Source organism: Zoogloea sp. GDB6, from assembly GCF_056724105.1.
This window is the reverse complement of sequence record NZ_CM161497.1, coordinates 5,469,434-5,482,500: the sequence shown is the minus strand read 5'-3', so window position 1 is coordinate 5,482,500 and position 13,067 is coordinate 5,469,434. Positions and strand designations below refer to the sequence as shown.

General features: G+C 66.1%; 12 protein-coding genes (1 of these 12 cut by a window edge). 9 read left to right on the top strand and 3 right to left on the bottom strand.

The features are described 5' to 3' along the window. On the bottom strand, positions 1-1,655 hold the 5' portion of the coding sequence (locus AC1PQG_RS25050; RefSeq protein ID WP_481120436.1) for an ATP-binding domain-containing protein. 4 nt of this gene lie to the left of the window's left edge; 1,655 of the gene's 1,659 nt are visible here — the first part of the coding sequence; its start codon is at positions 1,653-1,655; its stop codon lies off the left edge, out of view. 225 nt (positions 1,656-1,880) lie between these two features. On the opposite strand from AC1PQG_RS25050, the gene nirJ reads away from it, so the two are divergent. The 3 genes from nirJ to AC1PQG_RS25035 all read left to right on the top strand — a co-directional run bounded on the left by nirJ (position 1,881) and on the right by AC1PQG_RS25035 (position 5,159). Further along, complete coding sequence (gene nirJ / locus AC1PQG_RS25045) at positions 1,881-3,074, top strand: heme d1 biosynthesis radical SAM protein NirJ (protein WP_481120435.1); 1,194 nt, start codon at positions 1,881-1,883, stop codon at positions 3,072-3,074. Positions 3,075-3,239: 165 nt separating this feature from the next. Next, a complete protein-coding gene (locus tag AC1PQG_RS25040; protein WP_481120434.1) occupies positions 3,240-4,796 on the top strand; it encodes a cytochrome D1 domain-containing protein in 1,557 nt (518 codons plus the stop codon). A gap of 126 nt (positions 4,797-4,922) precedes the next feature. Continuing rightward, positions 4,923-5,159: a DUF2249 domain-containing protein gene (locus AC1PQG_RS25035; protein WP_481120433.1), complete on the top strand. Its 237-nt coding sequence runs from the start codon at positions 4,923-4,925 to the stop codon at positions 5,157-5,159. A 16-nt stretch (positions 5,160-5,175) separates the two neighbouring features. Here the strand turns inward: AC1PQG_RS25035 and AC1PQG_RS25030 are convergent, their stop codons facing one another. Then, positions 5,176-5,871, bottom strand: coding sequence for a Crp/Fnr family transcriptional regulator (locus AC1PQG_RS25030; RefSeq protein WP_481120432.1), 696 nt, complete (start codon positions 5,869-5,871; stop codon positions 5,176-5,178). Positions 5,872-5,962: 91 nt separating this feature from the next. Between AC1PQG_RS25030 and AC1PQG_RS25025 the strand changes: the two genes are divergently transcribed. From AC1PQG_RS25025 to AC1PQG_RS25015, 3 genes are all read left to right on the top strand, one after another. Continuing rightward, positions 5,963-7,237 carry an NnrS family protein gene (locus AC1PQG_RS25025; RefSeq protein WP_481120431.1) on the top strand — a complete coding sequence of 425 codons (1,275 nt, stop codon included), beginning with the start codon at positions 5,963-5,965 and terminating at the stop codon, positions 7,235-7,237. Between the two features lie 117 nt (positions 7,238-7,354). Continuing rightward, positions 7,355-8,116 carry a TerC family protein gene (locus tag AC1PQG_RS25020; protein WP_481120430.1) on the top strand — a complete coding sequence of 254 codons (762 nt, stop codon included), beginning with the start codon at positions 7,355-7,357 and terminating at the stop codon, positions 8,114-8,116. Further along, positions 8,113-9,093, top strand: a complete 981-nt coding sequence (locus AC1PQG_RS25015; protein WP_481120429.1) for a serine/threonine protein kinase — start codon at positions 8,113-8,115, stop codon at positions 9,091-9,093. The genes AC1PQG_RS25020 and AC1PQG_RS25015 overlap by 4 nt, the downstream gene beginning before the upstream one ends. A 12-nt stretch (positions 9,094-9,105) precedes the next feature. On the opposite strand, the gene AC1PQG_RS25010 is transcribed toward AC1PQG_RS25015, so the two are convergent. Beyond that, positions 9,106-9,582 carry an HAD domain-containing protein gene (locus tag AC1PQG_RS25010; protein ID WP_481120428.1) on the bottom strand — a complete coding sequence of 159 codons (477 nt, stop codon included), beginning with the start codon at positions 9,580-9,582 and terminating at the stop codon, positions 9,106-9,108. Positions 9,583-9,763: 181 nt separating this feature from the next. Between AC1PQG_RS25010 and fabI the strand changes: the two genes are divergently transcribed. The 3 genes from fabI to AC1PQG_RS24995 all read left to right on the top strand — a co-directional run bounded on the left by fabI (position 9,764) and on the right by AC1PQG_RS24995 (position 13,003). Then, positions 9,764-10,543, top strand: coding sequence for an enoyl-ACP reductase FabI (gene fabI, locus AC1PQG_RS25005; RefSeq protein ID WP_079434692.1), 780 nt, complete (start codon positions 9,764-9,766; stop codon positions 10,541-10,543). A gap of 16 nt (positions 10,544-10,559) precedes the next feature. Then, entirely contained in the window at positions 10,560-11,153 is a 594-nt protein-coding gene (locus AC1PQG_RS25000) for a hypothetical protein (RefSeq protein WP_481120427.1), read from the top strand. Between the two features lie 209 nt (positions 11,154-11,362). Then, a complete protein-coding gene (locus tag AC1PQG_RS24995) occupies positions 11,363-13,003 on the top strand; it encodes a methyl-accepting chemotaxis protein (protein ID WP_481120426.1) in 1,641 nt (546 codons plus the stop codon). The last annotated feature ends 64 nt before the right edge of the window (positions 13,004-13,067 follow it).

The window sequence follows — 13,067 nt, the reverse complement described above, 5'->3', positions numbered from 1 at the left end:
AAGACCCTGTCCGTATCGTTCAGCCGGGCCTGGAGAATTGCTGCCGCCCGCTCCGATACAACCAGCGTCAATTTCATCGTAGCACGCGTGGCACCAACGAAAAGCCTCCGCACAGCCTTGCCGTCGAGGCTTTCAAAATCCACCTCGGTGAGGATCACACAGGGCGCGGCCCGGCCTTTGAAGCGCAACACGGAGTCCGTGAGGATGTCGCCCTCGGTCAGGATCGGATTACCCAGCAGGTCGTAGCGCCCCGTGGGGGCTTTAAGGGAATAGGGGCCGAGTCGCGTGAATGGCGTCAGTGCCGAATGCTCACGCCCGCGATAGCTGATCAACGCAATGTGCGAACGCTTGAAGCCCAGACCGATTGCACGGGTGACTGCGCTGACCGAGCGGACCACCAGTTCGTCGGGCGTCGTGTAGGTCAGGATGTCGATGTCCGATCCGCTCAGCGGACTGCCGGCCTCGACCGGATGTTCCAGCGGCAACAACAGATTGAGGGACGCGAGGATGTCCTTCGGGCTGCGGTAATTGATGTCGGAACGCAGCGTTACCCAGCCCGGCAGCTGAACTTGCGGCAGGCCGTAGAGGTTCTGCATCGGATCTTCCAGCCACCAGGCCCGCCCGCCTGGGCGCAGGAAGCGCAGCAGGTTGTCGGCCCAGCGTGCATGGAAGTCCTGCCCTTCGTCGATGATGATCTCGTCGAAGCGATCCGCCTCATCCGGAACATGCTTGTCCAGAAAGCCTTCCAGCCGGGCGAAGGCGCCTTCACGACTGAAATCCGGCACTTCACCGGCCGCCTGGCAGACACGGTCGGCCAGTTGGTGATAGGTAAGGACCTGACCACCCGGCGGGGCGATCAACGCGATGTGATCGGCCAGCGGCCGGTTGTAGCAAACGTAGAGTGGCTTGCGCCCGGCGGCGAGCGCATCCCGATAGACCGCCATCGCCAGCTGGGTCTTGCCCGAGCCGGCAGTACCGATCACACGCAGGCGGAAGGGCTCGCACTCGATGCGCCGCGCCCACTCCGCCAGGCCACCGGCCAGCCGGGTATACAGTGCATGCGCCTCGCCGACGACCGCATGCACTTCCGGCACCAGTTGCAGTTCGTCGCCAAGGAAGCGATGCAGCTTGTCCTTATAAAGAACCGACTCCCCCCGCGCCGGCAGGATGGAGCGCACGGTGTGCGCCAGGTAATCCCGCTTGCCCGCATCGATGATGCGCGCCGGATCGATGCCCGCCGTGCCGGGCTGTTTCACGGTGTAGTCGGGGCAGAACAGCAGCGCATCGACCTGCGGCGATTCGATCCCGCAGATGGCCCTCAGACGCTGGGTCAGTGCATCGACAGTACGCGCGAGCTGTAGCGGCACGCTCTTGTCCTTCTGGGCATAGCGCTTCACCAGGCCTTCAGGCGTCTCGGCCAGGAAGCCGGATTTCTGCTCGATCAGCAGCAGCTTGCCGGTCGGCCCGACGATCGCGAAATCGATCTCGCCGACGATGGCGTAATTACCCTGCTGAACCCGCGTCCAGTGCACGCCGTGATAAACCGTGTAAGTGTCGTCCAACTCCGCGGCAAGAATAGCCAGGGTTTCAATTTCGCGCTGGGCGGCACCACTGGCCTTCAACTCGCGCCAGCCTTCGGGATGAATGACAGCCATGTCGGGGATTCTCGTGATCGGATCCGGTCTGGATCGCAACCCGGCCATTCTGTCAGCCCGGCCCACCGATTGTCATGCCGCCCGGCGCCGCGCACGCTGCTATATATATGTGAGGTCGCTGTCGTCACAGATCCGCCACCGCTGCAGATGCCCGGTTGATACCCATCAAGGCCGGGCGCCCCTCCCCACGGAGACAATGCCCAAAACCCTTCGGAAGGTGAGGCCATGTTCCGCATTTCGAGCTATATCCGAGAAATCACCACCCCCACGCCCCTGGGCCCACGCCGTGCGCCGCCGGGGCCGGTGGTCATCTGGAACCTGATTCGCCGCTGCAACCTGACCTGCAAGCACTGCTACTCGATCTCCGCCGACAAGGACTTCGCCGGCGAGCTCGACACGCCAGAGGTCTTCCGCGTGATGGACGAGCTGAAGGCCTTCCGCGTACCGGTGCTGATCCTCTCGGGCGGCGAACCCCTGCTGCGGCCGGACATCTTCGAGATCGCCGGCCGCGCCAAGGCGATGGGCTTCTACGTGGGCCTGTCATCCAACGGCACGCTGATCGACAAGGACAATATCGATGCGATCGCCGCCGCGGATTTCGACTACGTGGGTGTCAGCCTCGACGGCATCCGCGCGACCCACGACAAGTTCCGCCGCCTCGACGGCGCCTTCGAGCGTTCGCTGGCCGGCCTGCGCCTGTGCCGCGAACTCGGCGTGAAGGTCGGCGTGCGCTTCACGATGACCCAGGACAACGCCGCCGACCTGCCCGCCGTACTGCAACTGGTGGAGGACGAAGGCATCGACCGCTTCTACTTCTCGCACCTCAACTACGCCGGGCGCGGCAACAAGAACCGCGCCGACGACGCCCACCACATCCTCACCCGTAAGGCCATGGACCTGCTGTTCGACACCGCCTGGGATTGCGAACGGCGCGGCCTCGACAAGGACTTCACCACCGGCAACAACGACGCCGACGGCCCCTTCTTCCTGCACTGGGTGCAACAGCGCTTCCCGCAGCATGCAGCCCACGTGGAAGCCAAGCTGCGGCAATGGGGTGGCAACTCCAGCGGCGTCAACGTGGCCAACATCGACAACCTGGGCAACGTCCATCCCGACACCATGTGGTGGCACCACACCCTCGGCAATGTCCGCGAACGCAGCTTCGGCGACATCTGGACCGACCTGTCCGACCCGCTGATGGCCGGCCTCAAACAGTCGCCGCGGCCGGTCAAGGGGCGCTGCGCCGACTGCCGCTACCTGTCCATCTGCAACGGCAACACCCGCGTGCGGGCCCAGCAGCTGACCGGCGACCCATGGCAGGAAGACCCCGGCTGCTACCTCGACAACACCGAGATCGGCGTCGCCGACGGCGAGCGCCTGGAAGTGAAGCCATGGGTCCGGCTGCGCTCCGTCGCCTGAAACCGTAAGCCGTGGGGCGAGTTCATCCGCCCACAATCGGCTCAACAAAGTCCGCGGGCGGCTGGACTCACCCCGCTGGAAGCCCACCCGCAGGGAGCCGTTCCCAAGGACGGCCGCCCCAGGCCTGCACCGCACACCCTCTCCCCAAGCCAAGGGACCCGCACGATGAACCGCCTCTTTTCCGCCATCGCCCTTGCCGCTCTGGCCTTCACCGCCTTGCCGGCCCAGGCCGGCGCACCGGAACTCTTCGCCCAGCACTGCGCCATCTGCCATGGCACCAGCCGACTGGGCGCGATGGGGCCAGCCCTGTTGCCGGAGAGCCTTGAGCGCCTCAAGCGCAAGGACGCCGTCGCGACGATCCGTGACGGCCGCACCGCGACGCAGATGCCGCCCTTCTCGGCGGTGCTGTCCGCCGCCGACATCGACGCCCTCGCCGAATGGATCTACTCGCCGGTCAGCCCCGCCCCCACGTGGAGCGCCGCCGACATCCGCGCCTCACGCGTTGAGCCCTATCCGCCCGGCAGCCTGCCGGACGCCCGCCAGGGCGACGTGGCCAAGGCCGACCCGATGAACCTGTTCATCGTCGTCGAAGCCGGCGACCACCACGTCAGCGTGCTCGACGGCGACCGCATGGAGCGCATCTTCCGCTTTCCGTCCCGCTACGCGCTGCACGGCGGCCCCAAGTTCACGCCGGACGGGCGTTACGTATTCTTCGCATCCCGCGACGGCTGGGTCAGCAAGTTCGACATCTGGAACCTGAAGGTCGTCGCCGAGGTGCGTGCCGGCCTCAACACCCGCAACGCCGCCGTCTCCAGCGACGGGCGCTACGTGGCGGTGGCCAACTACCTGCCCGGCAACCTGGCCATCTTCGACGCCGACCTCAAGCTGCTCAAGCTCATCGACGGCCGCAACCTGAAGGGCGACGCCGCCTCGCGCATCTCGGCGGTATACGACGCCGCGCCGCGCAAGAGCTTCGTGGTCGGCCTGAAAGATCTGCCCGAGATCTGGGAAATTTCCTACGATCCGGCCGCCAAGCCCTTCCACGATGGCTACGTGCACGACTACAAGATGGGCGAGGCGATCGCCACGCCCGGCTACCTCAACCCGCGCCGCACACAACTGGAAGACCCCCTCGACGACTTCTTCTTCACTCAGGACTACACCAACGTGGTCGGCGCCAACCGGGACGGACACGGCAAAGTGGTCAATCTCGATGTCCGCCGGCCGATCAGCAACCTGGACCTGCCCGGCATGCCGCACCTGGGTTCCGGCATTTCCTGGCTACGGGATGGCCACCGTGTGGTGGCCAGCACCAACCTGAAGGACGCGCGAGTCAGCGTCATCGACATGCAGAACTGGCAGACCGTCGCCACCATCCCCACCCTGGGCCCCGGCTTCTTCCTGCGCAGTCACGAGAACAGCCCCTACGCGTGGGTCGACTCGATGATGAGCCCGACCGCCAGGGACACCCTGCAGGTCATCGACAAACAGAGCCTGCAGGTCGTCGCCCAGGTCCGCCCCGAACCGGGCAAGACCTTCGCCCATGTGGAATTCGACCGCAACGGCCGCTACGTGATCGCCAGCCTGATGGAGAAGGACGGCGCACTGATCTTCCTCGACGCGAAGACCTTCAAGGAGCTCAAGCGCCTGCCGGCCTCGAAGCCGATCGGCAAGTACAACCTGTTCAACAAGATCCAGCGCTCCGAGGGCACCAGCCACTAGGCGGGCCGGATCTCAGCCACACAGCCCCCCGCGAGCAATCCGTCGCTTGAGCGCGGTCAAGGCCCGCGCTTCCGGCAGGGGCCAATCTGTCATTGCCCCTGAGCAGCCCCAATCGGAGAAAACACCATGACCGATGCCCTGACCCCCGTCATCGTCGACGCCCGCGGCCTGATGCCGCCGGAGCCACTGAACCTGACCCTAGAAGCCCTCGACACCCTGCCGCCGGGCGGCGAGGTGATCCTGCTGATCTACCGGGAACCGACGCCGCTATACGACATCCTGCGGCGCAACGGCTACACCCATCGCACCGAGATGAACAGCGATGGCGAATTCGCGATCCACATCCGCCACGCCGCCCCCTGAGCGGCGGGCCGCAGCCTCAGTCGTGTTCGGCCAGGCGGGCGGCGTCGTGGATCACGATGTGCTTGCCCTGCACCGAGATCAGGCCGGCGTCGGACAACTCGTGGAAGATCCGCGACAGGGTTTCCGGCGTGAGGCTCAGGCGCGACGCGATCACCTGCTTGCTGGTCGGCAGCTCGACGCTGTGCGTGCCGTCCTTCGGCGCGCAGGGCGCGCTTTCGGCCAGTTGCAGCAGGTAGCCGATGACCCGCTGGGTGGACGAGCGCAGCGCGTAGGACTCCACGTCCCGCACCATGGTGTGCAGGCGGATCGACATGCCGGCCAGCAGCTTGCGCGCAAAGCGCGGGTCCTGCTCGATCTGGTCGAACACCGCCGACGCACCGATGTGCAGCACCAGCGTGTCGGCCAGCGCCTCACCGAGCACCGGATAAGGCTGGTCGAGGAACATCACCGCCTCGCCGAAGCTCTGCAGCGGCCCGAGGATCTCGACGACCTTCTCGTTGCCCTGGGCGGACGTGAAGGCCAGCTTGATCTGCCCCCACACGACCAGGAAGAAGCCCTTCGGCAGATCGCCACGCTGGAACAGACGATCGCCCTTCTGCAGGCGCTTCTCCCGCGTTACGGCAGCCAGGTGGGCCAGATCCTCCGGTGCCAGGGCGCTGAACAGGGGCATGCGGCTGAGCAAGCCGGGAATATCGATCTTGTCGGTGGACATGGCGCGGATTCTCGTGTTGGGCGAAATAGCAGCTACAGATTCTAACCTTCTCCGCCCCCCGGAAACCTCTGTACGGAGTCCTTACCCCTTTATGGATAAGCCCATCTCACTGCAAGCGCGCCCCACGGGTGCCGCGCCTCAACCCGCCGCCGAGCCGCCCGCTTCGGGTGCTGCGGTGCTCTTCGCTGCCCCCCACCGCGCCATGTTCCTGGCCGGCGCGGTGCAAACCCTGCTGGCCTTCGCACCGTGGGCCTGGGAGCTGCTGGCCCGCAACGGCCTGCTGCCAGCCCCCGCCTGGCCATGGCCGCCAGCCTGGGTGCATGGACTGTGGGCTGCCTACGGCATCTTCCCGTTCTTCGTGTTCGGCTTCCTGCTGACCGCCATGCCGCGCTGGCAGGGCATGCCCGATACGCCTGGCGCGGTAGCACGCCTGCCGTGGCTGCTGCTGGCAGCCGGCTGGCTGAGCTTCGATGCGGGCCTGTTCGTCGCCACACCAGCCCTCAGAATGATCGGTCTGGCGCTGGTTCTGGCCGGCTGGCTGTTGATCTTGCGCGCACTGTGGCCGGTGGCCTTCAAGCCGGAAGCCCAGCGCAAGCACGCTGGTACGGCCTGGTTCGCCCTCGCCGCCGGCGCGCTCGGCCTCGTCGCCTGGCTGGCTTTCGCGGCCGGCGGTGCGCCGCTGGCGGCCCGCATCGGCGTGTCCATCGGCGTGTGGTGGCTGCTCGCCCCGCTGTTCATGGTGGTCAGCCACCGCATGATTCCCTTCTTCTCGTCGTCGGCGCTGCCCAAATACGAACTCGTCCGCCCGGACTGGTCACTGCTGGTGCTGGTCGGCGCCAGCCTGATCCACGGCCTGCTGGCGATGGCCGAGCACGACGCCTGGGCCTGGCCCACCGACCTGGCCGCTGCCGGCACGGCCCTGTGGCTGAGCTGGAAATGGCAGTTCCGGCGCAGCTTCGCGGTGCGCCTGCTGGCCATGCTGCACATCGGCTTCCTGTGGCTGGGCGTCGCCTGGCTGCTGGCCGGCGTGCAGGGCCTGCTGCACGCCTTCGGCATCACCACCCTGGGCCTGGCGCCGCTGCATGCAATGGCGGTCGGCTTCTTCGCGACGATGACGCTGGCAATGGTGTCCCGCGTCACCCTCGGCCACTCGGGACGCCCGCTGGTGGCCGACGAACTGACCTGGCGGCTGGCCCTCGGCCTCCACGCGGTCGCCGCGGTACGGGTGCTGGCCGACGTGCTGCCGGGCGCCCAGACGGTGCTGCCGGCGGTCGCTGCCATCGGCTGGCTGGCGGTGTTCACCCCGTGGGTCGTCCGCCTGGTGCCGATCTACCTGAGCCGACGCGCCGACGGCAAGCCGGGCTGAGCCCGGTCTTCACGGCTTTGCTGCGAGGCGGCAAAGCACACCGTTTTCATGCGACCATGCGCGGGCACGGGCGGCGGACATGCCGCCCGCGTTTCCCGAAACAACCGCGCTATCGACATGGAATTTCTGACCGACCCGCAACTGCTGATCGCCTTCTTCACCCTCACCGCGCTGGAACTGGTGCTGGGCATCGACAACGTGATCTTCATCTCCATCCTGGTGGACAAGCTGCCGCCCGCCCAGCGCGGCACCGCCCGCCGCCTGGGGCTGTTCCTGGCGATGTTCATGCGGATCGGCCTGTTGATGTTACTGTCATGGCTGGCCGGACTCACCGAGCCCCTCGTCACGGTGCTGGAGCACGGCTTCTCCGGACGCGACCTGATCCTGTTGGCTGGCGGCCTGTTCCTGGTCTGGAAAAGCACCCAGGAGGTGCACCAGCTGATGGAAGGTGAGGAAGGCGAAGCCTCCAGCGCCGTGCAGGCCACCTTCGGCGCGGTGCTGGTGCAGATCATCCTGATCGACATCGTGTTCTCGCTGGACTCCATCATCACCGCCATCGGCATGGTCAATCACCTGCAGGTGATGATCGCCGCAGTGGTCGCCTCGGTGGGCCTGATGATGCTCGCCTCCGGCCCGATCGGTGACTTCGTGTCGCGCCACCCCACCGTCAAGATGCTGGCCCTGTCCTTCCTGCTGGTGATCGGCGTGGTGCTGATCGCCGACGCCTTTGGCCATCACGTGCCGAAGGGCTATATCTACTCGGCGATGGCCTTCTCGGTGATGGTCGAGACCCTCAACCTGCGCATGCGCAGCCGCCAGGCTGCCAAGGCCGAGCCGGTCAAGCTGCACGCCGCCTATGCGCGGGAGGAGAAGCAATGACGGCCCCCTTCGGGCCGCTGACTCCCGACTTCGTGCTGTCGGCAGTGGAAGCCACCGGTCTCTTCTGCGACGGCCGGCTGCTGACCCTCAACAGCTACGAGAACCGTGTCTACCAGATCGGCATCGAGGACGCCGCGCCGGTGGTCGCCAAGTTCTATCGCCCGGCGCGTTGGAGCGACGAGGCGATCCTCGAGGAACACGCCTTCCTGGCCGAACTGGCCGAGGCGGAGATCCCCGCCGTGCCGGCGCGGGAGATCGGCGGGCGCACGCTGCACCACACGGACGGCTTCCGGCTGGCCCTGTTCCCGCGGCGCGGCGGCCGCGCACCAGAGCTGGACGACCCGGAAGTGCTGACCTGGCTGGGGCGCTTCCTCGGGCGCATCCACGCCATCGGCGCCCGCCAGCCCTTCGCCCATCGGCCGATGCTGGACATCCGCAGCTTCGGCGAGGAACCGCGCGACGCGTTGCTGGCCTCGCCCTTCCTGCCGCCGGAGCTACGCGACACTTGGCTGTCGGTGGTGGACCAGGCCCTGGCCAGCGTGCGCCACTGCTTCGAACGAGCCGGCGAACTGCCGCAGATCCGCCTGCACGGCGACGTGCACAGCGGCAACGTGCTGTGGACCGACGCCGGTCCCCATTTCGTGGATTTCGACGACGCCCGCAACGGCCCGGCGATCCAGGACCTGTGGATGCTGCTGTCCGGCGACGCACCGGCAATGGCGCGCCAGCTCGACGCGGTGCTCGAAGGCTACGAGCAGTTCGCCACTTTCGAGCCGCGCAGCCTCAACCTGGTGGAAGCCCTGCGCACCCTGCGCCTGATCCACTACGCCGGCTGGATCGCCAAGCGTTGGGACGACCCGGCCTTCCCGGCCGCCTTCAGCTGGTTCGACACGCCGCGCTACTGGCAGGACCAGATCCTGGCGCTACGGGAGCAGGTCGCATTGATGGACGAATCGCCGCTGCTGCGGCAATTCTGAACGGGAAAGAAGTCAGGCCGGCGCCGCCGCTTCCGGTGCCTTGAACTCGCCGGAACGGAAGGCGTCGAGCATGCGGCGCATGCGGCCGGCGTCCTCATCGGTGAAGCCGCGCTTGAAATCGGTCAGTACCAGCCGCGCGCGGGTCGGCCAGTTACCGGGGGCATCGTCGATGGCCAGCCATTGTGCGTCGCCGCCCTTACGGGCCAGCCACTGGTGCGCCTCCCGCTCGCGCAGGCCGTACAGTTCATCGGGCTTGCGCGGAAAGATCGTCGGCGTGGTGTCGATGACCCGCGGACGGATGTCCTCCGAAAAGCGCGCCACCAGCTTGGGCAGCGAGAACAGCGTGCGCCAGTCGGACGCGATGACAACCCGCGTCTCCGGGTAGTCGCGCAGCACCGCCTCCAGCTCCGGCAGACAGCGGAAATCCTCCACCTCACCCCAGGGATGGGTGACGCCATCGAAGTCGAGGAAGACGTAAACCGGGTTCATCGCCACGGCCGCCGAACCGGCAAGTTTTCGATCAGGAGTTGATGCATCGCAACAATGGCATTCGAGAAAGCCGGAAACTAAACGTTAATGTAAAAAACCCGTGTAACAGACACGCTAGACTATTCTAAAGTCAGCGATTGTTGCAGTGCGGTAAATTTTCTTATTCCTACGGAGCCCCTCTATGAAGCCCATCATCAACCTCGAAGGCAAGGTTGGCCTGATCACCGGCATCGCCAACGAAAAATCCATCTCCACCGGGGTCGCCGAAGCCTGCATCGACGCGGGCGCCAAGGTCATCATCACCTACCAGAACGAGAAGACCCTGGCCTTCATCGAGCCCATCGTCAGCCGCCTGGGCGTCGAGGACGTAATGCTGCTCGACGTGACCAAGCCGGAGATCGTCGACGACGTGTTCGCACAGATCGACGCCAAGTACGGCAAGCTCGACTTCGCGATCCACTCCATGGCCTTCGCCAAGCGCGACGACCTGCACGGCCGCGTGGTGGACACTTCCGCCGACGGCTTTGCGCTGGCCATGGACGTATCCACCCACTCCTTCGTGCGTCTGGCCCGCAAGGCCGAGCCGCTGCTCGAGAAGGCCGGCGGCGGCTCGCTGATCACCATGACCTATCTGGGCAGCGAGAAGGTCATCGCCAACTACGGCATGATGGGCCTGTGCAAGGCCGCGCTGGAAGCCGCCACCCGCTACATGGCCTTCGAGCTGGGCTCCAAGAACATCCGCGTCAACGCGATCTCCCCGGGCCCGCTGATGACCCGCGCGGCTTCCGGCATCGCCGGCTTCGACGGCCTGATGGCCGCCGCGGTGGATCGCTCCCCGCTGCACCGCCTGGTCACGCCGGAAGACATCGGCGCCCTCACGGCCTTCCTGGTTTCCGACGCGGGCCGCAACCTGTCTGGTGGCGTACACTTCGTGGATGCCGGCTACAACATCATCGGGTGACCCCACCCGCTCCGTGATGACGGAACCGGACGCCGGGAATGCTACGGGCGACATCATCGTCGCCCGTATCGCCGACCCAGTGCCAGTCCATCCGCTCCTCGATGGCCGCCCCGAACTCGGGCGCGGCGAGTCGTCCATCGTCCTTGATGCCGGCGACGGGGAGCGGGTCTACAAGGTCGTCAGCTCCCCTGCCGACTACTACTACCTGGCTGCCGACGACCGCCCCACCGGCATCCACTTCCCGCACCTGTACCGCGACCACGGCGTGGTCGGCAAGGCCAGCAACGGCTACTCCTTCCGCCTGCTGGAAATCGAACGCCTGGAACCGATCAGCGGCCCAGCCGAAGCCGTGGCGCGCATCCTGTCCGACGCCTACTGGCAGGGCTGCGAGAAATGGGCCAACCTGGGCGTCAACCGCGGCCGCCTGGCGCTCTACCACATCGCCCAGGCGCCTCCGCCGGGCCTGCCGGCGAGCATCGTGCAGGCCATCGCCGCGCTGTCCGACTTCATCGAGGAATACCCGGTCCAGCCGGACATTCTCAACCCTCACAACCTGATGATGCGTACCGACGGCACCCTGGTCTTCTCCGACCCGGTCTTTCTGCCCTGACACGACGCGGGCATTTCAGCCCATATCCCGGGTGAAAATACGAAAAGCATTTTTACAGAAATCAGGCTGCACGCGCCTTTGTTACTGTCACAAAACATTCATTTGATTCAGCAAGACGCCTGTCGATAAATGTGCGGGTTTTCTGGTGCAACGCACAAGAAAACGCTCAAACCCGCATCGCCCTGCCGGGCCGACATGAAGTCATTTCCATGAGCATTCGACGCTACCTGATCATCCTCATCACCATCACCACCACGCTGCTGCTGGCTGCCGGCACGGCCGGCCTCATGATGTTCCAGCACAACACGCGGCTGGTGCGCAACCTCACCGACGACGCGATTCCCGGCGCATTGGCCGCCTCCGACCTGGGCGCCCAGCTCAAGCAGGTGCAGATCGTCCTCACCGAGATCGTCTACGCGCCCAGCGCCGACGTGGCCGCCGGTGCCAAGGAAAAACTACTGGCCCAGCGCAAAGGGCTGCACGAAGTCCTCACTGCGCAGGGGCCGCTGGCCCACTCCGATACCGAGAAAGCCATGCTCCACGAAGCGGAAGAAAGCCTGGCCCAGTACGAAGCAGCGATGGACGAGACCATCGAACAGGCCGTAGCCGGCCAACGCGCCATCGCAGAAGCCAGCCTGTACGCCAACGTGGCGCAATACCAGCAGGAACTGCAGCAGATCCTCGAAACCCTGCGCGTCGAGAAACGCCGCACCAAGGACCGCTCGGTCGCCGCCGTGGAAGAAGGCTTCGTGCAGACCCAGTGGATCCTGTCGATCGCCACCGGGCTGACGCTGGTCGTGCTGGTCGGCCTGGTGTTCCGCCTGCACGGCAACATCATCAAGCCCCTGCGCGCGATGGAAGCCACGATGGCCTCCATCGCCACCTCGCTGGACTTCACGCAGCGCGTGCCGGTGGTCCGCAACGACGAGATCGGCCAATCCGTGCGCGCGTTCAACAGCCTGATCGACACGCTGCAGACCAGCCTCGGCGAGATGGTCGAGGTGATCCGCCGCAACGAGGTGGCCTCCATCGAGATGCACCAGTCGGCCGCTGCCATCGCCCGCCTGGCTTCCAACGGCACCCAGTCGTCCCAGGCCATCCATTCGGCAGTGCAGCAGATCCAGGCCCACATCGTCGACATCGACCGGGAAACCCGCCAGGCCGGCGAGATCAGCAGCGACTCCAGCGCCCGCGCCACCGAGAACAGCGCGGTGATCCGCAACGCGGCCGGTCGCATCGAGCAACTCGCCAGCAGCATCGACAACGCGTCGCGGCGCGTCTTCGACCTCGCCTCTTCAGTCGTCAAGGTTGAGGCCGTCGTTTCCGAGATCCGCCAGATCGCCGACCAGACCAACCTGCTGGCCCTCAACGCCGCCATCGAGGCGGCCCGCGCCGGCGAATCGGGCCGCGGTTTCGCGGTGGTCGCCGACGAGGTGCGCAAGCTGGCCGAACGCGCCGCCGGCTCCACCGAGCTGATCAACCAGCACATCTCGGAGATCCGCACGACATCCCATGACTCGACCGAATTGATGCAGAAGGTCATCGGCGAGATGCAGGAAAGCACCACGCTGGCCCAGAGCGCCGGCAACGCGGTGGAACGCATCGAAGACTCGACCGGCAAGGTCATCCACGTGGTGAACGAAATCACCCGCCTGGTCGCCATCGGCCAATCGTCCAGCGACGAGATCGTCGGCCAGGTCGGCATGATCGACAACCTGCTCGGCGACGCCAACCACGCCGCGCTGCACACCAAGCAGGCCGCCGACTCGATCCGCGACATTTCCCAGCACATGGCACGCATCGTGGAACGTTTCCGCATCGGTGGCCCGGCGCTTGCATCAGCGCGCTAAACGCGGCGGCTTGGCCTAAAATCCGCAGCGCTTTGCGGGGCCCTGCCCCGCCCCCTCAACACGG